Genomic DNA, 25,932 nt, shown 5'->3' on the forward strand with positions numbered 1-25,932 from the left:
ATGGAAACGATAAATATCATTCTAGTTATTTTACTTATCACCTTAACAGCTTTTTTTGTGGCCTCAGAGTATTCCATTATCCGTGTTCGGGTATCTCGTATCAACCAATTGGCCTCAGAGGGCAACAAAAATGCGAAAGCCGTTAAAAATATTCTGTCTCGGCTCGACGAGTACTTATCCGCTTGTCAGCTTGGAACCACATTAACTTCAATGGCGCTAGGCTGGTTAGGGGAATCTACAGTTGAGAAGCTGCTACATCCCCTGTTTGTGTTGGCGCATATTCCAGCTGGACTAACGGGAGTGCTCTCCTTTTTGCTGGCTTTTCTGATTTTGACCTATTTCGAGGTGGTCGTTGGGGAACTGGTACCCAAAACCTTCGCCATACAAATTGCCGAACCGATGGCATTGTTTTTTGCCCGTCCGATTACGGTATTCTATAAAATAACGTATCCTCTGAATTGGGTGCTCAGTCGTTCTTCACGTGTCATTACGGGGCTTTTTGGGCTAAAAAAAGTATCCGAAGAAGATGCAGCACTCAGTGAAGCCGAGCTTCGACTGGCGTTATCTGAAGGGTTTCGTAGTGGTGAAATTACACCGACAGAATATCGATACCTGAACAATGTATTTGATTTTGACGACCGTGCGGCGCAGGAAATTATGGTACCGCGCATCCACATCCGTTCTATATCTCACCAGGCAACGGTAGCCGAGTTTATGGAGCTGATCGAGGACAAAGTTTATAATTTTCTACCTGTAGCTGAACATGGGGACCGGGATCGTATTATCGGGATGATTCGTGTGAAGGAAGCTCTGCATGATTTGGCCCGTGGGCATAGCACAGGAAATACAACGATGGCTTCTTACATTCATCCGGTGCTTCAGGTGATTGAGACGGTTCAGGCTCGGGATCTGCTGATTCAGATGCAAAAACGACGTATCCCAGTAGCGGTGCTGGTGGATGAATATGGTGGAACGTCTGGGCTTGTCACCCTAGAGGACATTATGGAGGAAATTGTTGGAGACATTCCTTCCTATACGGATACCGAAACCCCCACAGCGCTAACACCACTCATTACAAAAACAGATGATCATCGTTACATACTCAAATCACAGGCGCTTATCCATGAGGTCAATCGGCGCTTGGAGACAGATATTGAGGCCGGGGACGTATATACGATTGGCGGTTGGATGCTTTCCGAACGTTTTGATATCCAGCAAGGAGACAAGCTGACCAGCGGATTATGGGAGTTTACTGTACTGGAAAAAAACAGTCACCAAATAGACACAATTGAAGCGGTTAAAAAGGCGATTGTTGAACAGAAGGATGACAGTTATTCTCAATGATGGAAAATGGCATGGCGAAGCAATAGATCGCTTCAGATGTGGCGAATGGCCTGCAACGTAGGCGGCAGAGCGATTCGTCCACTTTTTTTGACGCAGTTTGCTGCCTGAATAGAAGGTTGTTTTTGTAGTTAGGTCAGGAGACTTAAGGCTCTGCATCTTTATGCTTATAAATATAGGTGTCTGTGAAAAATACTACTAGAAATGTAGCAATTTTATGGTAAAATGGAATCAAATTTGAGTTTTTTGGGGTGGGCTACAGTACATGAAGATGTCACTAGGTACGAAAATGGTTACTGCATTTGTCTTGATTTCAGCAATAACCTATGGAACAAGCGCTTTTTTTATTTTTGTACTCAAGGACTGGCTTGCTCATGGTACACAGGAATGGGTATACACCTCGATTATTTTGTTATTGGGTGTCCTGTGGAGTGGCATTTTGGGCTGGTTGATCTCAAAATTACTTACACGGCCGATTGTTAGATTGGCCAAGGCGGCAGAGGAAGCTTCGGCGGGCAACCTGTCTGTCGTAATTCCAGAGCGTCGTTCAGATGATGAAATCAAAGTGTTGTACGATGCATTTCGGCATCTGATGTTGAACATTAAAGATATGTTCAATGAGATCTCGTATAGCACCAGAACAACTTCGCAAAGTGCAGAAAATCTGAGCTTGGCTATTGTACAGGCTACGGCGCAAATCGAGTCCATGTCTACGGTAGTAGAAGATATTTTGGATGGCGTGGAGCAGCAAAAGCAAGCATCTGCCCAATCTATTAAAACAGCGGATCGAATGCTGGGTGATTTTAAAATGATGCGTAGCAAATCGGGGCATATGCTTGAACTGTCAGGCCATATGGAGCATTCGGTGGATTCAACGCAGACTGTATTTTCATCCCTGATGGATGGCATGGGTGAGCTGACAGCTTCACATAGTCGTTCACAGCAGGTGATTGCACGACTGGAAAAAGAAGCTTCACAAATTGAAGCGATTACAAGCACGGTGAAGGATATTGCCGAACAGACCCATCTGTTGGCGCTGAATGCTTCTATAGAAGCGGCACGTGCGGGAGAAGAAGGGAACGGCTTTGCTGTAGTGGCGCACCAAATTCGCGCACTGGCCGCCCAAAGTACGGAGTCTGTACAGCAAATTAATGCTATCGTTAGCCGTGTACAGTCACAAATCGTAGAGACCGTGGAGTTGATGCATCAGCAAACGTCTTTAGTCAGTGCTGAGGCGGAACGGACAAGCTCTGTCGACCAGACGCTGAACCGTTTGAACGCTATTGTACGTGAATTTGTCGAAAGCATTCGCACCATGGAAGAAGCCGTAACAGAGCAGACGAATCGGGTGGATCAAACCTTTGAGCAGATTCATCGTATCCAGCAAATGTCAGGGGCGTTCTCTGAAGGTGCTCACAAAATTTATACGGCTGCTCATGAGGAGACGGCTATTATGCAGGAAATTTCATCCTCTTCCGAGGACTTGAAAGTGCTTACGAATAAACTCATGATGAAAACACGTGGAATCAACTATAACTAAAAACGTCATGTGAGGCATGATGCATACCCATAAAAACGTAGCTGCTACACACCGGAAAACGAAGCAAAATGGTTCTCCGGTGTGTGGTGGCTATTTTTTAATTTCAAAAAATTCACATTGTTTTCTGGGATGGTAAGCCAGGTCACTGACGCTAGACTGCACAACGATGGTCTGATCGTCAAAACGGATTATCGTCCCGCCTGAGCCAATCAATTGGTCATCTTGAAATACCCGGACACGAAGATGACGTTCCAGTGCCTCGCTGAAATCCTGATCTGTAATTAATCGGCGATTAATCGGCATGAGTGTTCTCCTTTGAATATAATATCTTTTATCATAAAGGTTAAGGTATTGAACAAGCAAGAAAGACGGCTAGAACATATTCAACTATTTGGTATAAAATAGAAGATACAAAGAGAGAAAGAAATCGAAGGGGGCTTTCTATGGACTGGCTATGGTCAGGGTCTTGGTTCGATGCGTATGCGCCGGAAGGGTTCGAAGCCTTTACTCCGTCACATGGGTTGGCTATACTGGGGCTCATTGTATGTGCTTTGCTGCTGTGGCTAACGCGGGGATGGGTTCGGTCAAATAAGCCTGTAAGTGAGGGAATTCGCTGGTTATTAATTACGGTCCTCATTCTCTCAGAGGTGACTTTGAATATATGGTATGTGGCACAGCATATTTGGGATGTCCAGACATCGTTGCCCTTAGAATTGTGCAGTGTGACACTGCTGTTGTCCATCCTGATGCTTATGTTCCGCAGCCGTTGGTTATATCCGGTCGTCCTGTTTGCCGGAATTGGAGGAGCGCTCCAAGCAGTACTCACGCCTAATTTGGCTTATGCCTTTCCGCACTATCGTTTTATCCATTTTTTCGTAGCTCATAGTGCTATTATTTTGGCTGCCCTATATATGACCTGGATCGCAGGACTCCGACCGACATGGAAGAGTGTAGGGGGAGTTATGCTATTCCTCAATGGCTTGGCGTTGATGGTGTGGATTGTAGACCGTACTTTCGGTGCCAACTACATGTTTCTGACCGGAAAGCCGTCGACACCATCGATATTGGATGTTTTGGGGCCATACCCTGTTTATATTTTGGCAGAAGAGGTCATTGCACTGCTATTCTTTTCTCTTCTGATGCTGTTGTTTGAGGTGCTGCCAGGAGGCAGATTGTATGTCCGCCTTCGCAAAGGAGCTGTGCATGGTGCTGACAGGGCGCTATAAAATAGTTGTAAAGCCATGCAAAAGCAGCCTTTTCCACTAGTAATGACTTGGGATAAGGCTGCTAAGAATGTCTGAGCAGTAGCTTATACGGGGACAACGATCCCCTTTATGCTTAACGCAGCAGCGATTCTGCTCCGTCTACATAGATCTCTGTACCCGATACATGAGATGATTCATCTGAGGCGAGAAACAGGACCAGATTGGCGACCTGCTCTGGCTCACCGGGAGCATCCTCCAGCGGATGCTCTCCGCCCTTCGGAAATTCGACTGGAATTTGTACCTTCTTCAAGTCTTCGGTAGGGTACGTGTTATCATCAATTTTCGTGTCGATAGCTCCTGGGCATATCGCGTTGACCCGGATTTTGTAACGCGCCAGCTCCAGCGCTGCCATTTTCATAAAAGCAACCTGAGCCGCCTTGGTAGAGGCGTAAGCTGAAAACCCAATACCCGAAAAGGTTCGGTTACCGTTGATGGAACTGGTGATAATAATGCTGCCGCCGTGTTCTTTCAGGTATGGAACAGCATATTTAACGGTGGCGAAGGTGCCGCGTAGATTAATATTTATTGTGCGGTCCCATTCCTCCAGCTCCATGGTCTCGATAGGGGCCATGGTGCCATTAATGCCTGCGTTGGCGAACACGATATCCAGCTTTCCGTATGTTTCCACGACTTTAGCGAATCCCTGCTGAATCATGTCTGGCTTGGCAATATCACATTCCAGCACAAGTGCTTCACCGCATGCCTGCTCAATGATTGCTTTGGTTTCCTCTGCATGCTCAGGTGTCCGATCCAGCATGACTACCTTGGCGCCTTGTTCTGCAAAACGAATGGCGGTTGCTTTACCGATTCCTGAACCGCCGCCGCTGACCACTGCTATCTTTCCTTGCAATCTCTGCTCTGCCATTGACTATTCCTCCCATTCCGTTCATAAGCTAAACCTGACTCGTTATTCCAATACCTCTGAACGTTGATGGTGAAACAGTAGCCGCTGTATTTCACCCCATTTGCGAAATATGGTAACATAGGCGAACCAGTAGAAACTTATAGCCCAAATATATAGATTCTGAGCAAGTATCGGAGAAGACGCGAGTGACGGAGGTGGATCGAATTGGACAATAAAAGAAATGACCGACCCGAATCGTCAGACGCTATAGCACAAATTGGAAAAATGAAACCATGGGTCATGAGCGGTTCCAGCATTCAAATTGATCCGTTGTTTCCCTATTATGCCAATCGGTCGCGGGATAGCATAGCGGATGAGATCGCCCTTGCAGGCTACCAGACCGTGCATTATTTTGTCGTGCGTGAGAATGAAGTGGACGGAGCGCTTGTTGCTGCATTCCAGCGTAGAGGCATCGCGGTGTGGGCGATGGTGCTGGGCAACGGTTCTTTTGGTGTGTCCCAGCTGCCGCCAGCGTGGAAGGAATGGCGCATGGAGCTGCTGCGCGAACCCAACGATGGCTTTCAGCGGCTTTCACATTTTGCCCCAGAGTATGTGGAATGGAAAAAGAAAGCCGCTGCCCGGCTCGTCACCGATATTCCGTTTGACGGCTTTGAGGTGGCGGAGCCTTATTTCCCCGAATGGAACGGGCTGCGCAGTGGAGTGTACGGGGATATTGGGCCGCATGCACAGCGTGCCTTCCGCGCGCGCTACGGTGAGGACATTCCGAATTTTCGTGATAAGCATGCGCGGAACTACTACCGGAAGGTCCCGAAGCTGTACGCGCAGTGGGTCGATCTGCGCGTGGACGCCGTGAATGGGCTCATCCGTGAGCTGGTGAACGGCGCAGGCGGTGTGCGTGATGTCCGGCCGGACATCTGCGTGGCGACATGGTCGCTCGCTGTGAGCGGGCGTGGCGATATTCCCGGTCAGCTGCGGGAATGGCAGGGTCTGGACGCGGTAGCCATGATCGGGAGCGTAGCCCCGGATATGCACGTACTCCAGACCCATTGGCCAGACTGGATGCGTCGCCGTCTGCCGCCACAGTATATTCGCGGCTATGCTCGCATCGCGCAGTCCATACGCGCCGCATATCCGGGCTTGCCCCTCGGAGTGCAAGCGGATATCGGTTCGCTCGCGCGGATGGTTCGGGACCGCGAGTGGACGCAGCAGTTCGGGGCTGCCACCCTGGAGAGCGACTACGCCGCCTGGACTGCGTATGAGTACCATCTGGGAGGCTACATGTACGATGAGCCTCCCATACCTCTCAAGGCGGAGCGTTCCGCCGAAGATGAAGTGGTTATTTCTTTTAGCAAGCGGATTGCAGCCCCGGTTTTGGGTGAACTTCGTATTTGGAGTAGGGAGAACAACGCAGATTCAACTCGCGCTGTGAACCGCAAGCTAGCGAATGATTCACTAACACTGCTAGAGCTTGTGGAGGCAGCAGCAGACGGAAACCGTCTATTGCTCCGTGTACGTAATTTACCATCGAGAACATTTAGTATGCGTATAGACGGTGTGCAGGATACACCAGAGCTGTGGCTGCTCAAGGGAAGAAAGGCACATCGCAATCTTCCCGAACACGAAGTAAAGGTTCCTTAAAATTTGGGTAATAACAAAATAACAGCTGTATAACGGCTCATTTGCCGGAGCATCATGAATTATATGTATTAAGGCAACATCTTTTCATAACATAAACAATAGTGGAGTGAAAAAGGTATGTGGGATTGGGATTACCTGATTCGGGTCATGTTTGCCGGATTGTGCGGCGCATTAATCGGCTATGAACGCAAAAGTCGGATGAAGGAGGCAGGCATTCGCACGCATTTCATTGTCGGGATCGGAGCGTCGCTTATGATGGTGGTATCCAAATATGGTTTTCAAGATCAGACTGTATGGTCTAACCTGTCGCTGGACCCTTCCAGAATAGCAGCACAGGTTATAAGTGGAGTTGGCTTTATCGGCGCAGGAATGATTTTTACACAAAAAAATAGAATCAAAGGGCTAACTACCGCTGCGGGCATCTGGACTACCGCCGGGATTGGTATTGCTGTCGGTGCAGGAATGTATGGGCTTGGCGCGGGTGTAACGCTGTTTATTTTGGCGGCTCAGTCCTTGCTCCATAGTCGTTTTTATCAGATGGCTACCCCGTCCACACGGCAAGTGGTAGTTCAGGTTGATAATGAGCCGGGTGTACTGAATCAAATTAAAGAACTGCTGGAGAACAAAAAACTGACCATTCACAGCTTTCACGCCGAGCGCATCGATAACGGTGAGCAGTTGATGGTTCATATGCTTCTAAAACTGTCTCGGTCAGAGGGAGTGGAGGAATTGTTGTCACTGCTGCAAGAGATGGAAGGCATCCGCTCAGTCGAGACCAAATCCAATTAAACGAGTTTACTGCTTATTAAGTAACTTTTGTCGAACGCTGTAGACTCATTTAACAGTAAAAAAATCTAAAAATAATGATTGAAAACGCTTCCTTTTGTGTATATACTCTTACTACATCACAGAATCAGCAGCTTAGAAAGTATCAGGGGATAAGCAAAAACGACCTCATGCGTATGCACAAGGTCGTTGCGGTTATCCCGTTATGAAAGACGGATTATTTTACTTTGACGGGTTCTGGATATTTTTTACCCAGCGTATCTACAGTAACTTTTTTCATTGTAGCTGGTTTGGTAGGTTTGTCATTGCTATCCCGTTTGGAGTTGACGATAGCGTCGACCACGTCCATTCCGGACGTTACTTTACCGAAAGCGGCATACTGACCGTCGAGGTAGTCCGCATCGTCAACCATGATAAAAAATTGCGATCCGGCTGAATCCAGATCCGCTGAGCGGGCCATGGATAATACGCCACGTGTATGTTTGAGTGTATTGTTAACGCCGTTGCTCTTGAATTCCCCTTTGATACTGTAGCCGGGGCCGCCTGTACCGTTACCTTGCGGATCACCACCCTGAATCATAAAGCCGGGGATGACGCGGTGGAAAATGGTACCGTTATAAGCTCCCTTTTGCACCAAGGAGATGAAATTGTTAACCGTGTTCGGTGCTACTTCCGGATACAGCTCAAGCTTGATTTTCTTGCCATCGTTCATGACAATCGTGACAACTGGATGTGAAACAGCCTTGCTTTTGTCTTTAGTTGCAGCGGGAGTTGTGGTGCTTGTCCGGCTTGCAGCTTCCACATCGGTGGCTTTTGTGCCACATCCGGCAACCAGCACGAGCATGATGGCCAGCAGGCACAATGTGTACCATGGGCGTATCGATTTTCGGTTCATTAATATTCCTCCTGAAAGGTTGGATGGTGTAACATCCTAATTTATAGTTTGGGGACAGCGCAGAACACTTTTCCATTTACTATCATACCTTTTTTGTTGGGGATAAGGAAATACGGGTTTGAAAGCCGTATTCTTGACCCATACTGCTGCTATTCCCAAGGAAAGGGGCAGGATCATGATGGAGGTAGACAAAAAACTGGCTAAAGGTCTCATATGGGGTATGGCGTTCAGTCTGCCAGTTTGGGTAGGGGTGCTGTACTCAGTACAACATATTCGTGACTGGCTATAACATAAAGTGTAAAGATAGGCCAAAACCGCAATGGTTTTGGCTTATTTATATTTGTGCCAGTCCAAATTGCTGTTATTCAACAGATGTTCAAAGTTGTTGTCCAGCTTCTTTTGTTCAGCTTTTTTTGCTTCAAGGGCACGTTGCCGTTCGTCTTCTTTACGCTTGTCTTGTTCTGCTTGCGCTTCATTGGCTTGAGCCTTAAGCTTGTTCAGCACGTCCTGACTCAACAGATCCTTTAAGGTAGCAGGTTTGTCCTGAGCCGCAGGAGTAGCAAAAGACGAATTTCTCTTTTTAGCCATATCATCATCTCCATTCCATTCGATTATATCAGCTTCTTCGTGGTTGTTCCACGATGAAAGGCTAAGGTTTACGGTAGACTTTTCTAATTTAGAGGGTAATAATGGAATGAACAGAAGGGACGTGTGGCAGCATGCATCTATATTGGAAGCGAAACCTGATTGTTTTGTGGATCGGAGTATTGTTTTGCAGCATGGCCTATTCCGTGTCGATTCCGTTTTTACCTATTTTTCTGAATACGGAATTGGGGGTTAACGATCAACTGGAATTATGGTCAGGAATTGCCTTTGGAGTTACTTTTTTAGCGAGCGCGCTGATTGCCCCGTTTTGGGGCTCGCTGGCAGATAAGTATGGACGTAAGCCGATGCTGATTCGTTCAGGGTTTAGCCTGGCTGTATTGTATCTGGTATGTGCTTTAGTGACAGACCCATATGTATTTGTAGGAGTTCGCTTGTTTCAAGGACTTCTCTCCGGATTTATTCCTGCGGCGATTGCGCTGGTCGGAACGGGCTCGCCTGAAGAAAAAACGGGCTATGCCCTTGGCATTATGGCGACTGCTGGAGCGACTGGCAGCATTATAGGTCCGCTGATCGGTGGTGTGGTGAGCCATTATTATGGCAATCGAAATGCCTTTTTTTTCTCAGCGGCTCTTGTACTGGTATCTGCGTTCATCGCGACATTTGGCGCTAGAGAGGATAGCTTCAAGGGCACCAGTACCCGCTCGCATGTTCGGGATGATATCAAAGAGGCTATTGCTAATCGGCCATTGTACTTTTTGCTTATTCTAGCTGGATTAAGTACCTTTTCTGTTATGATCTTGGAACCGTTAATTACGGTGTATGTGCTTGAAATGGGTGTGGACCGTAGCCATGCGTCTTTAAGTTCCGGGATTGTATTCTCAGCTGTAGGCATCGCGGCAGTGCTGATGGCTCCCCGATGGGGCCGGATTGGAGGGAAAATCGGCTTTGCCCAAGTGTTGCTGATTGGGCTGATCGGTTCGGGGATTGGGAACATCTTGCAGTTTTTTGTAACCAACTTTGTTGGTTTTGGTGCGCTTCGGTTTGGATATGGATTGTTTTATGCGTCTGTCATGCCGGCGATTAATGCAATGACTGTGGAAGTCACCAAGCCAGAGTTTCGCGGACGAGCCTTTAGCCTGAATCAATCAGCTACCCAGCTCGCGACGATGGCGGGGCCGCTGATTGGCGGCATGCTTGGTAGCTGGATGCCCATTCGCTGGATCTTCGTATTAAACGGTGGCATCTTGCTGGTTGCAGCGTTGTTGCTATGGGCGAAGGGAAAAAATGTTTTCCCGATTTCAGCCCAAAATAACGCAACGGATCAGAATATTCATTCTGCCGGATAGGCCAATTAGATAATTATCCCAAACCCTTATTTTTAGTATATTATTCATAACCCTTTACACTGATCATATGACAGGGAGGGATATATTATGATAAGAGACGACATTTTGCGTCAACAGCTTGAGAATGCCCGTCAAAAGCTGTATATTTTACAAGCAAAACATGGCTTTAATCATGCCAGTGTGCTCAAACAGTCTGTAATTATGGATAACCTCATCAATCAATATAACCACCTTTTTTATATAAAAGAAAAAAAGCCGACTGCATAGATATAACCAACTGGGCGAGATCTTTTAAAAAGGCCACTCGCCCTTGTATTGTAGGGCTGCAATATTTTTAGGTACGGTTAGTTTGATGCGCACTCATCAAGACCCCTATAATAACGACCAAGCCGCCAATGATTTGGCGCCATGTAATCGTTTCGTGCAATAGTAAGACAGAGAACAACACCCCAAATATCGGAACCAAATTCATTAAAGAAACGGAACTGCTCGGTGACAGCTTGATTAATCCGTAATTATAAAGCAAAAATGCGATAACGGAGCAGAACACACCCAGATACATGAGCAACATAAACGATCCCGTTGTCGGAGCCTGCCAGCTATCCTTTTCTAATAGGGCTAACGGTATGAAAAAGATACTACCTGCAACGGTTTGATAAAAAGATAACGTCACCGGCGGATATTTGTCCACAACCTTACGCGTCATGAAAGTGTAGAACGCCCACGCAAATCCGGTGCCAATCAATATTAAATTTCCGATGAGTTGATTCTTACCATCCGAGCTTTCGCCAACGGAGGTTAAGAAATATACCCCGATCATGGCCAGTGCTATGCCGCAGACTTTATATTTGGATAATTTGACTTTATACAAAATAAATTCAAGCAGCGATGTAATTGCAGGATACGATGCGACAATTAATGCTGCGTTGGAAGCGGTCGTCAGGCTAACCCCTATATTCTCCATTGAAAAATAAAGAGTGATTCCCAAAACCCCACTAAACGAAATCGTAGCCAAATCCTTTGGCTTTACTTTGACATGTTCTTTTTTGATCAGCAGAACGATACCTAGTACGATGGAAGCTATGATAAATCTGGATAGACCCAAGGTAAGAGGAGGGAACGTCGTATAGGCTGCTTTGGTGGCAATAAACGATGTGCTCCAGATCAATAGGGCTAGAATCGTAGAAGTATAGTAAATCCGGTTGCTTTCGCTGTGATGAGCTATGACTTTGTTCAAGTTATATCCTCCCTGAGTTCATCCCCTATGAAATATGATAGTGATAGTAGCTACTATAGTTACTACTATGAAAATGCTACTAAAAAGATAATTTGTATATCAGTTTTTGTCAAGGGGAAGTGATATAGTAAGGAAGAACATGAATTGAGGAGAAGACGTCATGAAATCAAAACCAAACATATTAGAAATTCTACGTGATTTGAATTTTAGTGAATATGAAGCCAAGGCTTATGTGACCTTATTGGAAAGCTCACCACTTTCGGGATATGCCGTTTCATTGAACTCTGGAGTACCGAGATCCAAGATTTACGAGGTTTTGTCGGGAATGGTCAACCGTGGGGACATCATGGTAAGTCAAGAAAATACACCTCTATATGTGCCGCTTCCTCCACATGAATTGATTGCCCAGAGAAAGCGCAAAGCAGAGCAGATTTTCAACGTGGCGCAAGAGAGTTTGGAGCAGTACACAGCATCGTTTCAAAACAGAGAGAACATTTGGAATATTTCGGGGTATGAAGCCATTATCAATCGCATTAATGAAGGCGTGAAGGGAGCAAAACACCGAATTTTACTGGAAATTTGGAAAGAGGATGCCGAGGTGTTCCGGGATGCCTTAGAGCAAGCTGCTCAGCAAGGAATTGAGGTGATCCTTGTAGCATATGGTGATCTTAACTTTGATTTTGCTACTGTTTACCGCCATGATATGAGTGAGGAGATTACGTCCGAAATCGGTGGTCGATGGATTGTGCTTAGCGTGGATGACCGGGAGGTTGTAGCTGGCATACTTTCACTTGGTGATGACAGCCGTGCTGCATGGACGCTACATCCGGGTCTTGTGATGCCGATTACGGAAGTGATTATTCATGATATTTATATCATGGAAATCCTATATGAGTTCCGTGAAGAATTGGAGGCCAAATTCGGCCCTAATCTAATCCATCTTCGTAATAAATTCGCTATGGGTCCGAATGGAAAAGGATATTATGTTCCTTTGACTGAAAAAAGTATTAAACGTGTATAGAGATTGTCCGAGGTCCGATACGCAAAAATAAACAGGCCCATGGAGTATGATTCCATGAGCCTAATTTATTGAGTGCTGTCTTCTGTTATTTTACGGTTACAATCACACGCTGATAATGTTTCAAAGAATGTTTACCATTGTCCTGTACTTCTGCAATGATATGAATCGTATCCCCAGACTTCGCATCTGCCGGAACTGTAAAACTTGCAGTATTTGTGTCGCTACCTTGCAGGTCAATCGTGTTTACTTTCTCGCCTTCAGCTAATTCTCGGTGAAGCCCAAGCTGCATATCACCCAGCATTTCAGGTTTAACTTGCGCGGGTTTGACCTTAGAATCTTCATAGGTGTCAGCTTCGAAATATCTCCACCATTTATAGGTCAATGCATCACCGTCAGGATCTGTTCCTTCTGCATGTAGTGTTATGTTCTCCCCTGGACTAGCCGTTAGATCTAATCCTTCTTTAATGGTCAATGTTGGATTATGGTTGGCATCTTTATAGTCGGAAGCAATAGCCCAATCTGCACGGGCAGCAAAGTCATTTTGAATATCATCAAACCAACGCATCAGAGAGTACTCTGCTTCGAATTTTTTCGTATGCACATCATAATCTAACACCGTATTTCTAAATAATTTATCGTTAACGACACCAAAACGACCTCCCCAGCCACCATAGGTTGGGTTTTCCATGCTCCGTAATCCGTTATCAATTAAATAGAAGAAGGATGGAGAATCTCCTTCGGAAATAAAGTCATACTTGTCGTATTGTGGATTTTTCTTCAAGTAGGCTTCACTGCCTCTTTGTTCTTCATCCAATTCACCTTTGATGATATTGCCGTCGCCCATCAAGGCATACATATTCAGCAGCTTGCCATGACCGTCTTTAATGTTTTTGAAGTTCCATTCCCCGTGTAACTTGCTGTTTACTTCTTCCGTGTGCATTTTCCAAGCATAAGCGAAATGCCAGAAGTTAGATTGGTCATTGATAATTCTGATGTCAGGCCAATTTTTGGCGATGTAATTATTGTAGCTATCGTCCTGATCCAAAATGATGTATAGAACGAGTTTATCACTTACTTTTTTCCGAATCGTTTCCCATTGATCTGTATTTTTATATTCGTCTTCAATGGATTTTAGAGCTCTGGCTGTGGTATTGGTTCCACCCCAAGTTTGTACATACAGATCTCTTTGGTCATCGTCTAGGAAAAGTGTTTTCAGGAAATTCGAGCCTTCCGTTTCCTTGTCCATTTCACCTTTGTTTGAAATATTTCCGATCTTGGTAACGCTTTTAATATATTCTGGTTTTGGATATCCTTCAGCATGTTTGATTAGGTTGGGGTAAATCTCTCCGTAGGCATCAATCATATCTGTTACCCATTGGGTTCCGGTCCATCTGAATGGCTTGATGCCGGCCTTTTCATCACCTGCATAATGATATACGGAGCTAGTCAGTACAATCCCGGACAAATCCATTTCGTTAGAGTAGAGAAGAAAGCGTATGACTGAGTTCATATCATCTACTTCTCCGTCAGTAGTAATAACCGTTCTAGCCTTGGTCGCTTTATTTTCCACTTTATTTCCCGCTGGTTGTTCTGTTGGAGCAGCGCTTTCATCCTTTACGACGGCTGGCGACTTACCACTGCAACCACTGATGATTAAAATACATATCATAGCTAACAAAAAAATGCTTAACCCTTTTCTTTTTCTCATTTCTGTTCCCCTCTCTGAACGTTTCTATGATGATTTTTTAGGATTATAACCATGTAGGTATTGTTATTATTCAAGATTTAGGCATAAAAAAAACCTAAACATATATATGTCTCAACAAAAGTCGAGCATATATACATTTAGGTTTTGCCTGCATGATCAGTCACAATCCTGATTAGATTCTACATCATAATCTGACAAAATGAAAGCGGTTTATGATTCTTAGCACAAAATTAGTTTTACGCTTTGAATAAACCGGATTCTTTAACTTCAGACAGGAAGTTGTGGAATTCAGGGATGTTCAGCTGTTGCTGAGCATCGGACAAAGCGACTGCCGGGTTCGGGTGAACTTCTACCATGATGCCGTCGGCACCAGCAGCCAGGGCAGCTTTGGCACAAGGGGCCAGGATGTCTTTACGTCCTGTAGAGTGAGTTACGTCCACCAATACAGGCAGATGGCTTTCCTTTTTCAAAATCGGAACAGCGGAAATATCCAGCGTGTTACGTGTCCATTTTTCATACGTACGAATACCGCGTTCAATCAGCATGACTTGTGTATTACCACGGGATACGATGTACTCAGCAGCATGAAGGAACTCTTCCATGGTGGCAGCCAATCCGCGTTTGAGCAGAACCGGAGTTCTCGTTTCACCCGCAGCTTTCAGCAATTCAAAGTTGTGCATGTTGCGCGCGCCAATTTGAATGATATCGATGTAAGGGATCGCTTCCTCCAAATGTCTTGGATCGACGATCTCACTGATTGTAGCCAGCCCGAACTCGTCGCCAACGCGTTTGAGAATTTGCAGGCCTTCAATACCCAGTCCTTGGAAATCATACGGAGATGTACGTGGTTTGAACGCACCACCACGCAGAATCGGCACACCGGCTTCCTTGAGAGCTGCTCCTACCTCGCGCGTTTGTTGATAGCTTTCCACCGAGCAAGGTCCTGCAACCATGATGGAGGCTTTGCCACCTACCAGTGTGTCTTTAACCTTGATAACCGTGCTATCCGGCTGATTTTTGCGGCTGACAATCAAATGTTTTTTGTGTTCTTCTTTTTGATAGTTCAGAGAAGCCTTGAAAATATTTTTGAACAACTGGCGAATTGTAGCATCGTCGAAAGGTCCACGATTAGCTGCAATCAGCTTGTCCAGCATTTGTTGCTCGCGCACTGGATCAAAGTCAGGCACTCCTTGAGCTTCTTTCAATTTTCCAAGCTGTCCCGCCAGTTCAGCGCGTTGGGACAGCAGCTCCAGCAATTGCAAGTTTGTAGCATCGAGCTGTTCCCGCAACAGCTCCAAAGAATTTTCATTGGTTGACATACAGTACACCCTTCCCGAATTTAAATTGTTTTTTCTTTCAGCCCTTGGACTTTTTGCAGAAAATAACACAAAAAGGCACTCGTCGCAAGGGACGAATGCCGTGGTACCACCCTAATTACAGAAGTATACATGCAAGTCGTCAACGTCATTCAATCGACGGCAGTAACCTCTGAGCTTGATGCCCGTAACGGGGGCTTCCGGAAACCTCTACTGCGGTCAAAGGAATGAATCCTTCTGTCGTCGGTTCAAGGCTCGACTCGGGAGTGAATTTCAACGCGGGATAGCGGTACGCTCTCAGCAATACGTACCTTTCTGTGGGAATCCGATGACGCTTACTTGTCTCCGTCTATGTCTTTGTTCATGGTATTCAAAAGATTTGACCTTATTTTAAACAAAGTGGATGCAGAAGGCAAGCCCTGATTTCCGATTCTAGTTTTTGCATTCCCTATCTGTTCTTTCATCTTGCTTGATCTCTGGGTTCGGGCTTCGCTGATGCGACTCCTCGTGGGTTATCTTCGGCTAAGGTATCATCCGTATGAGTCTTGTCCGCAGTCCTGCGGTCATCCTCTTCTACAGGATTCAAGGCTTTATAGCGTTTGTACTCCATATCAGCCTGAGACATCGGATCTTTATACATAGGAGATTGGTCAACTCCTTTCGGTGTATATACTTCATTACCCGCATAGCAGGATGAGAAATCGCTTTCTTATATCCTGTCATATGCAGTAATTAATCCAGAATATCGTCACTGTCCAGTTGCTCTTCTTCATCCCCGTCTGTACCGTTCAGCAAATCTGTACCATGCAGGAATTCAGCAGGCGCAGAGGGATCAACAGGACTATTCGGTGTTAGTTCATCGGCATCAGGCACGTCCTCCAGAGGAGTATCCGGCCCCTCAATCAGATTCTCCCAGTTTGTTTCTGCATTTTGCAGGGAAGGCTCAAAATCATGATCCTGTAGCTCAGTCTTTTGATTGTCGCGATTTGCCATCTAACTCAGCTCCTTTACTTTTTGTTGCTTATTTCGACCTTACCCAAACCGCAGAATGGCTAAACTTAGAGTTAGTGTGTCTGTAAGAAGTTAAAATCATGCGAATAGAGATATGCTCTTTCCCAATTAGCGTTTTTTTGGTAACTGCTGTGATATGATAAAGAGGAGTTGGAGGGATATGAATTGGAATGGTACATGTTTGGTCCGATGATTAGCCGAATCCGAGTCGGTCAAAAGGCGTCTACTCCAGGTTATTCGCGTACCGTTATTCGGCGTCCGGATGGTTTATATTGGACAGACGGCGGACAGGCCGGAAAAATAGTAGAAATACGCGATTATTTATTCTCCGATATTTGGACGATCTATGAGGATGAAGAATGTGAACCTTGGATAGGGCTTAGAGAGCAGATGGAGCAACGCGAACAGGAAATGATCATTAATCAATATGAAGATTTTACAAATAATGATTAAAAAGAACATGATACCCTTATTATGAAGAAGGTATGAACATCATCGTATAGAATAATATAATTTCAGGAAGATAAAAATGTTAAAACATATACAAATTTGTAAATCCTACTACGTAACTTTGAGGTGCTTAATATGAGGCATGTGCCCAAAGCTGTCGCCGCTCTGCTAGCGGTCATTGTGATACTATTGTCGCTGGACCACATTGGCTATGCGGCCAAAATGACCCCGGAAAGGGAGTACAAGATCCCCTCCTGGGATATGAGATGGGGAGCAGAAGACGAGGATGGCTCTTTAGATGAGGTAAATGATCACAGTAAGGTCTGGATGCATATTGAAGATGATACACAGCTACTCAAGCAGCCAGGCAATAGAGGCACCGCCTGGATTCGTATTAAGCTACCTTCGTTAAATGATGAAACACCAGCGGTGCTTTTTGAAAATATTTATGGCAGGCACATTACGCTGTATAAGGATGGTACCAATTTTTATGAATCGTACCGTGGCTATAATTATGAGAATAATCGTATTCTGATTCCGCTGAAGCCAGAAGACAGTGGTAAAATATTATACATATGGACGGAAAGCAGCAAAAATAGACTGGGCATTATCGGAAATGTGATGACTGGTGATTATCGTGACTTGTTGGGAAACTTGGTCAGAATGGATGTCTTGGATATTGTACTAGGCAGTACATTTATCTTTATCGCCCTGGTGCTATTGATTTGCTCGTTCTTCCTGTTCCGTCCAAGTATGGCGATGTGGTTGTCCCTAAGTGCGATTGTATTGTCTATCGGTCTGATGATTGTAACGTATTCACCGTTTTTATATACGTTCTATCGCGGCTATGGCAAGCTGTATTTACAACTTTTTGATGTGGCGCTATTTATTCTGCTGCCTTCATTAGCCTTCTTTTTTGAGCAAAATATCAATTCGATTTTACTGATTCGGAAATTCAGAAAATTGTTAACCGCCTACTCTTTGTTCTGCTTCATCATCATGATTGTGAATTTAGGAGCACAGGAGCGACTCAACGATGTATATTATTTCTTTAGTGTAATCGTCCTCGGTATATTGCTCGTAGCTTTGATGGTACTTTTGGTATTTGCTTCGGTTCGCATGGCGCTTAAGGGAGACCACGAAGCGATCATTTTATCGACAGGCTTTGCATTTTTTGCAGTCATCACTATCGCAGAACTCAGCTGGTTCTTTATCCGGGACGGACACTACAATATGTTTTTATGGAAATGGGGCGTGTTCGGTTTTGTCCTAGCATTGATTGCCATCTTGGGCAGAAGGCTGGCGGAAAAGCACAAACAGGTGGTTCGGTATTCCAGAGAACTGGAGATGTTCAATAATGAGCTTCAACGTTCAGAGAAAATGGAGATTATTAGCGATTTGGCTGCATCTGTAGCTCATGAAGTGCGCAATCCGCTTCAGGTTACACGTGGATTTCTTCAGTTGATGAGCAAGCAGGAGGATGGTAAAAACAAAGACTATCTGCATATCGCTCTGGAGGAGCTGGATCGAGCGTCCGCGATTATTACCGATTTTCTGACTTTTGCCAAGCCAGAGTTTGACCATACCAAAACGTTGACCATATTGGATGAGTTCAAGCATATTGAAGGAATTATCAGTCCAATGGCAAATTTGCAAGGTGGCAAAATTTCGCTGGATATTCCCCAGGAAATTAAAGTGCGTGGGAATTCCTCCAAATTCAAGCAGGCATTTATCAATATTATCAAAAATAGTATTGAAGCGCTGCGAGAACAGGGACATATTCATATATGGGCTTATGTGGACAATGGAGAAGCAGTCATTCATATTCGGGATAATGGTGAAGGGATGGATGCTCAGACCTTATCCAGACTAGGTGAGCCTTATTTTTCGAATAAGACTAAAGGCACGGGTTTGGGGATGATGGTGACATTTCGGATTATTGAAACGATGAATGGTAAAATATCTTTTACAAGTGCAAAAGGGGTGGGAACAGAAGCGACCATCCGCTTCCCCGTAGCCGGATAACATCCGGCTTTTTTGCGTTCGGAGAAAACGGAGGGAAGCTTGCTGAGCCCACCCGCCTGAGATTAAGAAGTATAGATTAAATAAGCTACAAGTGCCAATCTACCACATCGAGCGAGGCTTCTGGGATGTAGCAAGCACACCTGAAGGGTTTGGAGGGATTACTAGATAGAACTGGTCAGACGTTTCCTCTACCGTTTTGATTTGGATATGATCGGGGATCACGACTCCTAACACATCACGAATTGCAGATTTGGGATCTGCCATCAGTTTTTCTCTGAAACTGGCATCCTCCCAAGCTTTTTGAATGACTTGTGTTTGAAGAACTTCAGTAGCCATCAAAAATCACCCTCTCATTCGATTGGTTATATTTACCTAGTCAGTATACCACGTAAGACTCAGAAAAATCTAGCATTACTTCATATTTTTGGAGAGCCAATAATCAAGCCCGCCTCTTCGCAAATGTGATCGTCCGCCTTCAATTTCTGCTGCCTCTTCGCTGAGTTCTGCTGCAATGGAATGTGCGAACCTATGCAGGCCGTGGATAGTAGGCTCCATCGTCTCTAGCTCCTGAACGGCTTGATTCGCAATATTCACATAGCTAGCGAGTGCGCCTCGGACATAAATCGCTTCCTGAATTTCTTGTGGTCCTAGTCCTTCACAGTACGGCTTCTTCCGTTCGGCGCTAATATGGGACAATAGGCAGTTATAGCTATGCTCCATCAAATCCTCTGCCCAATCTGCCCAATCATCCGACATTTGGAGCACGAGCAGGGTCAAATCCGTCATCGCTGTAACGATCTCGATCAGGTCAGCATGGTCTGCGAGCAGTAGAGCACCCGTTCCGGCCATTTTTAATGGACTGGCTTTCAGTGCGACCTTATTTCTGTCACCTTGAAAATAGTCTGCTGCTCCTTCGGATACCACACTAACGGCCCATTCGTCCACATACGTCCGGGCATATGTCCAAAAAGGAGAGGTTGCCGGAAAAAGCTCCTGATAAATGTTTTGGCACTCGGTATAGAAAAGCTGGCTTAAGGCAAGTTGCGTTTTACGGTTGTCTGCTGCTGTGTCCATCACGTCGTCTTGGATTAAATAATGAGCCATGACGAACACGTTGCCGAGTGACAGCTTGCGACATGTTTCGGGAGGTAGTCCGGTGAGTTCCTGCAGCCAAAATGGAAGCAAATAGCATATGTAATTACGAGTACTGTCTTCACGCAACGGATTAAACCGTGCCAGGTAGTCTAACCCCTCTTGCTGAAAGGGAGCCGGAAATGTGGCCGTCCGTTCCTCCGCTTGACGAAATACCTTTTCCAATTCTTCTTTGTATGCAAAATACCACTCCATGGCCATCACCCGCATCTCTTATAAATGTTTTTGTAGCGACTTCTAGTTGTTACCCGCCATTGTACAACAGAATGCAATTTTCAAGAATTTGTTATTTTTAAATAAGGAATGTTGTGAAAAACATATAAAATGAATAAAAAAAGCTGAAAGAGAAAATATAGATGAAAAAGGATGAAAGGAGGGGCCACAACATGAAAAAACAATGGAAATTGACCGCTGCTATCCTATATGGAGGAGTGATGATGTATGGTACTGCGAGTGCAGGAGCATCTGGTATTGAATCGGGTAATCCGTTGCAAGCTCTCACTCCCAACGATTCTGTCCAAGGAGAAGCCCACCAGTGGAATGTTGATCCACAGGATGACCACGGGCACGGACATGTGCATAGACATAGACACGGCAAAAGGCCGGGCGGCTTGAATCACCATCTTAACGAGAAAGTAGCTAGGCTGCTGGGTATCACCCCTGTCCAGTTAGAGAAAGAACTGGGACAAGGGAAATCGTTGGCTGAGGTAGCTAAAAGCAAAGGCATTCAAGAGGATCAACTCATCGATAAATTGAAGAATGAAATGACCGTGGATTTGAAGCGGCTTGTAAATCGTAAAGGTCCGATTACCTTCGATCGTAAGTCCGGGACTTCGAATGAGGCTCAATTGAAGCGTTAGTCTGAAGTAGAATCGTTTTACGACAAAAAAGGATGGGGAGAACCCATCCTATCCTTATATTTCAACTTCCTTCATAAAGTGACTGTTGTGAGGAGAGTCAGCTATCTTTAAAAAGCTTAAAAAAATCAATGGTTTCTTTAAAATCTTCATCATCCGTATAAATGTTCATGATCTTGCCTATTTCGATTGCAAAATCTACATACTTATTGGGTTTAGCAGATATGATATTCTTGTGTATCTCCAGACCCGATGGATGACTCACATGATTCCTAGGGGAAACACCTGCTAGCTCCAATAGTTCAGTGGCAGAACAAATGGTTGCAATCACTTTATGATCATTATTTAGGGTATGAATGAGAGCTAGAAGTTGTTTGTTTGTCTTTAATTGAGTGTTATCTCCACCAGGTATAATGAGGAGTTGAATGTCCTCCGCAGACACTTCATCAAGGGCTACCGCAGGCGTAACTTTAAAATCCTCATAGGAAATGACAGGATCTTTGGATACTCCAATTGTAACAATATCCCCTTTTGTTTTCATAAAATAGGTTGCCAGCATAATTTCAAAACTAACATAACCATCATAAATTAGAACATGTGACTTCATTTATACACCCACTAACAATTTTTTAGTTTAAGTCCGTTAAAAGCGTCTTTAGGAAGATTACATATAGTCAGAATATATCATCTTGAAGAGTTTAAATCCATATTTTACAGCAATATCAATAAGTTTTGGTAATCTAACTTGTTGAATTTTGGTCAGTATGGATTCAAATTAAAAAAATAACCAGTCACCTTGAAATTAACAGCGACTGGTTATTGAGTTTTGCTCGGATGCGAGTGAAGTGAAACCTACAATAGCTTTTAAGCTGGGAAATACGGCTATGTGACACGCCAATCCATTCAGCATATTCGCCTTGCTTGGCTGTGGGATGCTCACGAATGAGGCTTCTTAGATGTTCAACCAAAGTTGTGATGACGATCAAATGACGCTGTTTCCTTTCAAATCGTGTATGCATTTTTTACATAAAAATGAATCTCTGAAATAGCTTAAATCCTGAACCGAATAGCATAAATGGCAGCAAACGCCGATATATTTCCGCATACTTAACAATCCTGTTTCAACATCCAAGTAAAATTCCAAAGACTCGCCAGCTTGAATTCCCATAGAGTTTCGCAATTCCTTAGGAATAACAATCCGGCCTAACGTGTCCAAGGGACGTGTCATACCTGTATTTTTCAAGTGACCTTCTCCTTATCATAATAATCTATCAACCAATAATCTCCTAATAAAAAAATAAAAATCTATAAAATAAAAGTATTTATCGATGTTCCAAAAGATGGTATTATCATGAATGAAAAACAATAAGTATACTATTAGTTTCAAAACTATATGAATTATTGAAATGGGAATCTATGAAGATGCTGAAAGGGTGGTTTATCCATGGAAATCACACCTACGATACAGGCAGAAGTTCAAACCTATCTAAAACGCAAAAGCTTAACCATGACCGAGTTTGGTCACACGATCGATTTGAATGTAGGTACAGTTAGTGGTATTGTGACGGGCAATCGATCTATGTCGGTTCACCAACTGGATAGTATTACTGCGGGAATGAATTTACCACCGGATTATTTTTACGAACGCTATATTGAAGAATGCATTGAAGAATGTCCGCTCAACTGGAAAAAAATCAGCCCGTTCCTGTACCGATGCATTGAGCTAGGGCGATTGGACTGCTTGCAGCGAGTTGTCATTCTATTATTGGATAACCCTAATTATCTGCCATCGCTCTTTGAAGTCGCCGAAAATGTATACCAAGACGGTTACAGCGAAGCAGCCGCATACCTGTACAAAAAGGTAGCTGAGAGCGAGAAGCAACAGCATTCAGAACGATTGGCAATCTGCCAGTATCGCTTGTTCCAAATCAAAGTCGGACAGGATCGGGCAGTAAACCTTCAGGCTGCTATTGAATTCGCCCCTTTTGTGGATCGCTTAGATGAGATAGAGCAACTGGATGCTTTAAAAGATTTGGCGAATGTCTATAGATCATTAAGCATGTGGGATAAGGTGTATGAATTCGCACATCAAATGGGTCAGTTAGGACAACTCCAATATCATCTGGTTCACAATTCCAAGCGAAAAGGAACAGAGCCACGAAAAAAGCTAAGCAGACCATTGTTTGTATACATAGTTTATGCCGAATTGTTGTGTGCTAACGCTTGTGATGCCAAAGGCAACCATGACCAAGCATTAGAGCATATTCGTGGTTATGCTGATTTAAATTGGGTAAAAGAGCAGGACTCTGATACGCTTTATTGGAAACGCAAGTATCAACAGTGGGCGAAAATTAATACTTATGTTAACAGGCTTATGTCTGGTGATATTAGTGTTCTGCCAGATTACGTAGAACATATAGCTGCCGAAAAAGAGATTTTAGCCGAGCTATTGAATGTCCTTGAAGTGGCTAATCGCTATAATGTAGATGTAGATCATATTCTCCGACGGTTTGAATCGCAAATTGCAGCGTATCAGGAGTCACCTTCTTCTGACATGTACACACAACAAGTGTTAACAGAAGAATACGTAAGGTTTTGGTACAAGATAGCCAAGTACAGCCTAAATAAAGGCAGATATACATATGGTTTCAAATGTTTATTAATCGCCTTTGAAAAAGCTGTTACAATTAACCATGTATTACTCATTGCCAATTGTTTTGGATTATTTCTTCATTTCAAAACAAATGCGGCACCTAAAACACAAGCTCAGTTCCATTCTATTTATGAGGAGGTGTGGGAGAAAAATGATCAAAAAGATGGCTTTTTGCTTGGCGGTAACTAGTTTCTTACTGGTATTCACAGTACCAGCTCAAACTGCAAATTTAAGCCATGGCACGATCCAAGTTCAAGGACACATTGGTGGATCTTGACGAGTACTAATTCATTTTATTGGCCAGCTTATTGCTGGTCTCTTTTTGTATTATTTTGTAATTTTTTGCTTCAAAATTGATCTTGGCCTATTTGTACATCCCTTCTTAAAATGAAATTCAGAGGAGGTATGTAGGATGAACAAGGATGAAAAGGTAACGTTAATTCAACAAATGGAACATGCCAGACAACACATGCATGATCTTTACGCAGAGTATGGCCTAGGACATGCCTGTGTACTGGAGCAGTCTATGCTTTTGGATGAACTGATTAATCAGTTCAACCGTATGTTTCAGACCAGGAAGCAGCCTCACCAAGTTTTGGACCAGATCCTTAACAACGACGATGGTATGCTGAGTTCATCCCCCCATTCCTATTATGCAAAACTGTGATTTCTCCCACGTAATGCTTATAATTATTCAATATAATGACTTATTTTAAAATAAAATACATATCCATGTCATAAAATGTTAATCAGTTTGGAACATGATTCATCACACTTAGACAGCAAAAAAGCAGAGCTCAATACGTGAGCCCTGCAAAAGCCTTTGACGGTATTTGAATCCCTATGCTGAAACGCTGGGACAGAAGATTAGCCAAGCTCCTGCGTGCTTTTGGAAGCACGTTTGGAGGAAAGGAACTGAAAATGAAGCCGCCAGTTCAATCGCTGTCTGCCTTTGGAGCCAACAATCCAGTTGCCGCCAGGCAGATGGGCAAAGAGCCAGCTGATACCGAGAGAAGCACTTGCCACGACGACAAACGTAATGAGCGTAGCTGTAAAATGATGATCCCCCAGGGCAAGCGGACGGGTGTAATAGGATATGAAGGACAGCACGAGTGCATGGACCAGATACCCTCCGAAGGAATAGCGTCCAATCCAGTTTAGCATACGGCGAAACGGCTCGGACCGTTGGTCTTTTTGCAAATGAAGCAGCAGCCCGTACAACAAAAGCAACTGCGAGACAATCAGTACGAAGGTGCTTGGCTTCAGATAGGTAGAAATATTGAGATTGATCGTATCGCCCGACTGGATCAGCATCGTATGACCCATGAGCATGAACAGACCAATAAAAACAAATACATTCCATGGCAACGTCTGCTGGGCCAATCCCCGCCAGGTGTCCGTCATATAGGCGCACACTGCGCCCAGCATAAAATAGAAAAAATACATAACAAAGTTATAAGTGCGGTAATCTAACAAAGTCTGCCCAAAGGACGGCAACCAAGCGCTCCATGCAGACATGTCATAGTAGGACCATTGTAACAGCAACGCATAAGCCGCAGCAGCAATCAGCATAACAGCCAAAACAAGCTGCTTGCGCTTTTTGGTGCTAAAACGACGTAGAAACGTCCGAATCCGTTCGGTTGCTTTTGCAAATAAAGGAAACCAAATATAAAACTGAAAGATCATGACCACAAACCATAGATGATATCCGCTGACAGGGATGATCATTTCCTCGAACATACCTTTGTAAAAGGATAAATTTCCCCACTGCGCGGTTGACCAGTTCTGAGTACATACCCAATAAACAACCGTCCAGCAGAGAAAAGGAACATAAATATCTCGAAACCGTCTGCCAATATAACGGGAATAGCCAATCGGTTTGTTACCATTATAAAATAACAGCGCCGCAGACAGGAAAACGAACGTCGGTGTGCCAAAACGTGTCAAATGGTACAGCATCGCGAGCATAACGGAATCCGGCTGTTGGATGTCGCTGCGATAAATATATTCGCCAATGCAATGCTGAAGCACGACAGCGAGGTAGGCAAGACCCCGTAGTTCTGTCCACTCCGCGATACGCGGCTTGCTCATCCATATCACTCCTTTTCCTCAAGATTCGCACATGTTTTTCCTAGCACAATTGTAGGTATTGTATCGTAGGAACATTAGTGCAGGATTAACGCTACCTGAAAGTATGGAGAGTGAAGTGGTTCCAATTTA

The 25,932-nt window shown here is 44.4% G+C and carries 26 protein-coding genes, 1 pseudogene and 1 other annotated feature; of the genes and pseudogenes, 13 read left to right on the forward strand and 14 right to left on the reverse strand.

The genetic code is table 11. The features are described from left to right. On the forward strand, positions 1–1,344 hold the full coding sequence (locus MKX36_RS05180) for a hemolysin family protein (protein WP_340864346.1): 1,344 nt from the start codon (positions 1–3) through the stop codon (positions 1,342–1,344). A gap of 262 nt (positions 1,345–1,606) precedes the next feature. Further along, on the forward strand, positions 1,607–2,881 hold the full coding sequence (locus tag MKX36_RS05185) for a methyl-accepting chemotaxis protein (RefSeq protein WP_016821381.1): 1,275 nt from the start codon (positions 1,607–1,609) through the stop codon (positions 2,879–2,881). Between the two features lie 90 nt (positions 2,882–2,971). On the opposite strand, the gene MKX36_RS05190 is transcribed toward MKX36_RS05185, so the two are convergent. Beyond that, positions 2,972–3,184, reverse strand: a complete 213-nt coding sequence (locus MKX36_RS05190) for a hypothetical protein (protein WP_016821380.1) — start codon at positions 3,182–3,184, stop codon at positions 2,972–2,974. Between the two features lie 140 nt (positions 3,185–3,324). Between MKX36_RS05190 and MKX36_RS05195 the strand changes: the two genes are divergently transcribed. Then, entirely contained in the window at positions 3,325–4,107 is a 783-nt protein-coding gene (locus MKX36_RS05195) for a YwaF family protein (protein ID WP_340864347.1), read from the forward strand. 112 nt (positions 4,108–4,219) lie between these two features. On the opposite strand, the gene MKX36_RS05200 is transcribed toward MKX36_RS05195, so the two are convergent. Continuing rightward, entirely contained in the window at positions 4,220–5,011 is a 792-nt protein-coding gene (locus MKX36_RS05200; RefSeq protein ID WP_340864348.1) for an SDR family oxidoreductase, read from the reverse strand. Between the two features lie 204 nt (positions 5,012–5,215). Between MKX36_RS05200 and MKX36_RS05205 the strand changes: the two genes are divergently transcribed. Both MKX36_RS05205 and MKX36_RS05210 read left to right on the forward strand, forming a co-directional pair. Beyond that, entirely contained in the window at positions 5,216–6,649 is a 1,434-nt protein-coding gene (locus MKX36_RS05205; protein WP_340864349.1) for an N-acyl-D-glucosamine 2-epimerase, read from the forward strand. Between the two features lie 117 nt (positions 6,650–6,766). Further along, positions 6,767–7,438 (forward strand): MgtC/SapB family protein, encoded by a 672-nt coding sequence (locus MKX36_RS05210; RefSeq protein ID WP_340864350.1) that lies wholly within the window; start codon positions 6,767–6,769, stop codon positions 7,436–7,438. A 214-nt stretch (positions 7,439–7,652) separates the two neighbouring features. On the opposite strand, the gene MKX36_RS05215 is transcribed toward MKX36_RS05210, so the two are convergent. Together MKX36_RS05215 and MKX36_RS05220 are read right to left on the reverse strand one after the other, a co-directional pair. Further along, positions 7,653–8,330 carry a peptidylprolyl isomerase gene (locus tag MKX36_RS05215; protein ID WP_017426371.1) on the reverse strand — a complete coding sequence of 226 codons (678 nt, stop codon included), beginning with the start codon at positions 8,328–8,330 and terminating at the stop codon, positions 7,653–7,655. A 330-nt stretch (positions 8,331–8,660) separates the two neighbouring features. Beyond that, positions 8,661–8,918, reverse strand: a complete 258-nt coding sequence (locus MKX36_RS05220; RefSeq protein WP_025364192.1) for a YqkE family protein — start codon at positions 8,916–8,918, stop codon at positions 8,661–8,663. Positions 8,919–9,049: 131 nt separating this feature from the next. Between MKX36_RS05220 and MKX36_RS05225 the strand changes: the two genes are divergently transcribed. Continuing rightward, the gene (locus tag MKX36_RS05225) at positions 9,050–10,282 is read left to right on the forward strand and encodes an MFS transporter (protein ID WP_019686325.1); all 1,233 of its coding nucleotides are present in this window, start codon (positions 9,050–9,052) and stop codon (positions 10,280–10,282) included. A gap of 87 nt (positions 10,283–10,369) precedes the next feature. Further along, positions 10,370–10,549, forward strand: a complete 180-nt coding sequence (locus MKX36_RS05230; RefSeq protein ID WP_013369715.1) for an aspartyl-phosphate phosphatase Spo0E family protein — start codon at positions 10,370–10,372, stop codon at positions 10,547–10,549. A gap of 67 nt (positions 10,550–10,616) precedes the next feature. On the opposite strand, the gene MKX36_RS05235 is transcribed toward MKX36_RS05230, so the two are convergent. Further along, positions 10,617–11,519: a DMT family transporter gene (locus tag MKX36_RS05235; RefSeq protein WP_016821372.1), complete on the reverse strand. Its 903-nt coding sequence runs from the start codon at positions 11,517–11,519 to the stop codon at positions 10,617–10,619. Between the two features lie 160 nt (positions 11,520–11,679). On the opposite strand from MKX36_RS05235, the gene MKX36_RS05240 reads away from it, so the two are divergent. After that, the gene (locus tag MKX36_RS05240; protein WP_013369717.1) at positions 11,680–12,540 is read left to right on the forward strand and encodes a TrmB family transcriptional regulator; all 861 of its coding nucleotides are present in this window, start codon (positions 11,680–11,682) and stop codon (positions 12,538–12,540) included. An 85-nt stretch (positions 12,541–12,625) separates the two neighbouring features. On the opposite strand, the gene MKX36_RS05245 is transcribed toward MKX36_RS05240, so the two are convergent. The 4 genes from MKX36_RS05245 to MKX36_RS05260 form a co-directional block, all read right to left on the reverse strand. Beyond that, entirely contained in the window at positions 12,626–14,248 is a 1,623-nt protein-coding gene (locus MKX36_RS05245; protein WP_107734086.1) for a DUF1593 domain-containing protein, read from the reverse strand. Between the two features lie 236 nt (positions 14,249–14,484). Further along, positions 14,485–15,567: a bifunctional 3-deoxy-7-phosphoheptulonate synthase/chorismate mutase gene (locus MKX36_RS05250; protein ID WP_013369718.1), complete on the reverse strand. Its 1,083-nt coding sequence runs from the start codon at positions 15,565–15,567 to the stop codon at positions 14,485–14,487. Between the two features lie 84 nt (positions 15,568–15,651). Next, positions 15,652–15,925, reverse strand: a binding site (T-box leader). Between the two features lie 99 nt (positions 15,926–16,024). Further along, positions 16,025–16,204, reverse strand: coding sequence for a hypothetical protein (locus tag MKX36_RS05255; RefSeq protein WP_016821368.1), 180 nt, complete (start codon positions 16,202–16,204; stop codon positions 16,025–16,027). Between the two features lie 92 nt (positions 16,205–16,296). After that, complete coding sequence (locus MKX36_RS05260) at positions 16,297–16,557, reverse strand: hypothetical protein (protein WP_013369720.1); 261 nt, start codon at positions 16,555–16,557, stop codon at positions 16,297–16,299. Positions 16,558–16,740: 183 nt separating this feature from the next. Here MKX36_RS05260 and MKX36_RS05265 point away from each other — a divergent pair, with 183 nt between their 5' ends. Together MKX36_RS05265 and MKX36_RS05270 are read left to right on the forward strand one after the other, a co-directional pair. After that, positions 16,741–17,028: a hypothetical protein gene (locus MKX36_RS05265; protein WP_013369721.1), complete on the forward strand. Its 288-nt coding sequence runs from the start codon at positions 16,741–16,743 to the stop codon at positions 17,026–17,028. A 132-nt stretch (positions 17,029–17,160) separates the two neighbouring features. Beyond that, positions 17,161–19,050: an ATP-binding protein gene (locus tag MKX36_RS05270; RefSeq protein WP_340864351.1), complete on the forward strand. Its 1,890-nt coding sequence runs from the start codon at positions 17,161–17,163 to the stop codon at positions 19,048–19,050. A gap of 99 nt (positions 19,051–19,149) precedes the next feature. Here the strand turns inward: MKX36_RS05270 and MKX36_RS05275 are convergent, their stop codons facing one another. Next, a complete protein-coding gene (locus MKX36_RS05275) occupies positions 19,150–19,386 on the reverse strand; it encodes an NHLP leader peptide family RiPP precursor (protein WP_016821365.1) in 237 nt (78 codons plus the stop codon). A gap of 75 nt (positions 19,387–19,461) precedes the next feature. Beyond that, a complete protein-coding gene (locus MKX36_RS05280) occupies positions 19,462–20,397 on the reverse strand; it encodes a hypothetical protein (protein WP_025364196.1) in 936 nt (311 codons plus the stop codon). Positions 20,398–20,588: 191 nt separating this feature from the next. On the opposite strand from MKX36_RS05280, the gene MKX36_RS05285 reads away from it, so the two are divergent. Further along, positions 20,589–21,062 (forward strand): hypothetical protein, encoded by a 474-nt coding sequence (locus tag MKX36_RS05285; RefSeq protein WP_045244123.1) that lies wholly within the window; start codon positions 20,589–20,591, stop codon positions 21,060–21,062. Positions 21,063–21,159: 97 nt separating this feature from the next. Here the strand turns inward: MKX36_RS05285 and MKX36_RS05290 are convergent, their stop codons facing one another. Together MKX36_RS05290 and MKX36_RS25370 are read right to left on the reverse strand one after the other, a co-directional pair. Next, positions 21,160–21,666: a DJ-1/PfpI family protein gene (locus tag MKX36_RS05290; protein ID WP_045244122.1), complete on the reverse strand. Its 507-nt coding sequence runs from the start codon at positions 21,664–21,666 to the stop codon at positions 21,160–21,162. 184 nt (positions 21,667–21,850) lie between these two features. Then, positions 21,851–22,302 (reverse strand): annotated as a pseudogene (locus tag MKX36_RS25370) (AbrB/MazE/SpoVT family DNA-binding domain-containing protein). A 201-nt stretch (positions 22,303–22,503) separates the two neighbouring features. Here MKX36_RS25370 and MKX36_RS05300 point away from each other — a divergent pair. Both MKX36_RS05300 and MKX36_RS05305 read left to right on the forward strand, forming a co-directional pair. Continuing rightward, a complete protein-coding gene (locus MKX36_RS05300) occupies positions 22,504–23,901 on the forward strand; it encodes a helix-turn-helix domain-containing protein (RefSeq protein WP_045244121.1) in 1,398 nt (465 codons plus the stop codon). A 223-nt stretch (positions 23,902–24,124) separates the two neighbouring features. Continuing rightward, on the forward strand, positions 24,125–24,379 hold the full coding sequence (locus MKX36_RS05305; RefSeq protein WP_016821360.1) for an aspartyl-phosphate phosphatase Spo0E family protein: 255 nt from the start codon (positions 24,125–24,127) through the stop codon (positions 24,377–24,379). Positions 24,380–24,579: 200 nt separating this feature from the next. Here MKX36_RS05305 and MKX36_RS05310 read toward each other — a convergent pair whose 3' ends face one another. After that, complete coding sequence (locus tag MKX36_RS05310) at positions 24,580–25,803, reverse strand: acyltransferase (protein WP_340864352.1); 1,224 nt, start codon at positions 25,801–25,803, stop codon at positions 24,580–24,582. Positions 25,804–25,932: the final 129 nt, after the last annotated feature.

This window comes from Paenibacillus sp. FSL W8-0439, from assembly GCF_038008995.1.
GTDB classification, from domain to species: domain Bacteria; phylum Bacillota; class Bacilli; order Paenibacillales; family Paenibacillaceae; genus Paenibacillus; species Paenibacillus polymyxa.

Bases quoted from the DNA above. Each gene is read 5' to 3' on its own strand.
- MKX36_RS05180 (WP_340864346.1), top strand. From the start codon at position 1: ATGGAAACGATAAATATCATTCTAGTTATTTTACTTATCACCTTAACA.
- MKX36_RS05185 (WP_016821381.1), top strand. From the start codon at position 1,607: ATGAAGATGTCACTAGGTACGAAAATGGTTACTGCATTTGTCTTGATT.
- MKX36_RS05190 (WP_016821380.1), bottom strand. From the start codon at position 3,184: ATGCCGATTAATCGCCGATTAATTACAGATCAGGATTTCAGCGAGGCA.
- MKX36_RS05195 (WP_340864347.1), top strand. From the start codon at position 3,325: ATGGACTGGCTATGGTCAGGGTCTTGGTTCGATGCGTATGCGCCGGAA.
- MKX36_RS05200 (WP_340864348.1), bottom strand. From the start codon at position 5,011: ATGGCAGAGCAGAGATTGCAAGGAAAGATAGCAGTGGTCAGCGGCGGC.
- MKX36_RS05210 (WP_340864350.1), top strand. From the start codon at position 6,767: ATGTGGGATTGGGATTACCTGATTCGGGTCATGTTTGCCGGATTGTGC.
- MKX36_RS05215 (WP_017426371.1), bottom strand. From the start codon at position 8,330: ATGAACCGAAAATCGATACGCCCATGGTACACATTGTGCCTGCTGGCC.
- MKX36_RS05220 (WP_025364192.1), bottom strand. From the start codon at position 8,918: ATGGCTAAAAAGAGAAATTCGTCTTTTGCTACTCCTGCGGCTCAGGAC.
- MKX36_RS05225 (WP_019686325.1), top strand. From the start codon at position 9,050: ATGCATCTATATTGGAAGCGAAACCTGATTGTTTTGTGGATCGGAGTA.
- MKX36_RS05230 (WP_013369715.1), top strand. From the start codon at position 10,370: ATGATAAGAGACGACATTTTGCGTCAACAGCTTGAGAATGCCCGTCAA.
- MKX36_RS05240 (WP_013369717.1), top strand. From the start codon at position 11,680: ATGAAATCAAAACCAAACATATTAGAAATTCTACGTGATTTGAATTTT.
- MKX36_RS05245 (WP_107734086.1), bottom strand. From the start codon at position 14,248: ATGAGAAAAAGAAAAGGGTTAAGCATTTTTTTGTTAGCTATGATATGT.
- MKX36_RS05250 (WP_013369718.1), bottom strand. From the start codon at position 15,567: ATGTCAACCAATGAAAATTCTTTGGAGCTGTTGCGGGAACAGCTCGAT.
- MKX36_RS05255 (WP_016821368.1), bottom strand. From the start codon at position 16,204: ATGTATAAAGATCCGATGTCTCAGGCTGATATGGAGTACAAACGCTAT.
- MKX36_RS05260 (WP_013369720.1), bottom strand. From the start codon at position 16,557: ATGGCAAATCGCGACAATCAAAAGACTGAGCTACAGGATCATGATTTT.
- MKX36_RS05270 (WP_340864351.1), top strand. From the start codon at position 17,161: ATGAGGCATGTGCCCAAAGCTGTCGCCGCTCTGCTAGCGGTCATTGTG.
- MKX36_RS05275 (WP_016821365.1), bottom strand. From the start codon at position 19,386: ATGGCTACTGAAGTTCTTCAAACACAAGTCATTCAAAAAGCTTGGGAG.
- MKX36_RS05280 (WP_025364196.1), bottom strand. From the start codon at position 20,397: ATGGAGTGGTATTTTGCATACAAAGAAGAATTGGAAAAGGTATTTCGT.
- MKX36_RS05285 (WP_045244123.1), top strand. From the start codon at position 20,589: ATGAAAAAACAATGGAAATTGACCGCTGCTATCCTATATGGAGGAGTG.
- MKX36_RS05290 (WP_045244122.1), bottom strand. From the start codon at position 21,666: ATGAAGTCACATGTTCTAATTTATGATGGTTATGTTAGTTTTGAAATT.
- MKX36_RS05300 (WP_045244121.1), top strand. From the start codon at position 22,504: ATGGAAATCACACCTACGATACAGGCAGAAGTTCAAACCTATCTAAAA.
- MKX36_RS05305 (WP_016821360.1), top strand. From the start codon at position 24,125: ATGAACAAGGATGAAAAGGTAACGTTAATTCAACAAATGGAACATGCC.
- MKX36_RS05310 (WP_340864352.1), bottom strand. From the start codon at position 25,803: ATGAGCAAGCCGCGTATCGCGGAGTGGACAGAACTACGGGGTCTTGCC.